This is a genomic window from Halomonas sp. SIMBA_159, assembly GCF_046536035.1.
GTDB classification, from domain to species: domain Bacteria; phylum Pseudomonadota; class Gammaproteobacteria; order Pseudomonadales; family Halomonadaceae; genus Vreelandella; species Vreelandella venusta_A.
This window is the reverse complement of sequence record NZ_JAWJBT010000237.1, coordinates 1-328: the sequence shown is the minus strand read 5'-3', so window position 1 is coordinate 328 and position 328 is coordinate 1. Positions and strand designations below refer to the sequence as shown.

Genomic DNA, 328 nt, shown 5'->3' with positions numbered 1-328 from the left:
ACTTGTATCCGAAACTAGGGGACAGGAAGCCTACGAAATGATGCAAGGGATTTTAACTGGTCACAAAATTATTACCACGCTGCACGCTGTGAATGCACGTGCCATTAAATCAAGATACATTAATATGATGAAAATGGGTTATCAGATCAATGAAACATCCATGTTGGAAGACTTGAGCAAGTATTTAGGATTTGGAGCGCATATTGAGAAAACAGAAGAAGATGACGGCTCTACTAGAAGGTATCAACAAGAAATCGTGGAGTTTTTGCCTAATGGCGAAACCTTGACGGTTTTTAGGTGCGATTTAACTAATGATGGTCTTAAGTAT

The 328-nt window shown here is 39.0% G+C and carries 1 protein-coding gene; it reads left to right on the top strand.

Translation table 11 applies throughout. The annotated features are described in order from the left end of the window. Window positions 1-328 (top strand): ATPase, T2SS/T4P/T4SS family (locus tag R0J87_RS19125; RefSeq protein WP_498888214.1); only part of this gene is annotated, 328 nt, incomplete at both ends.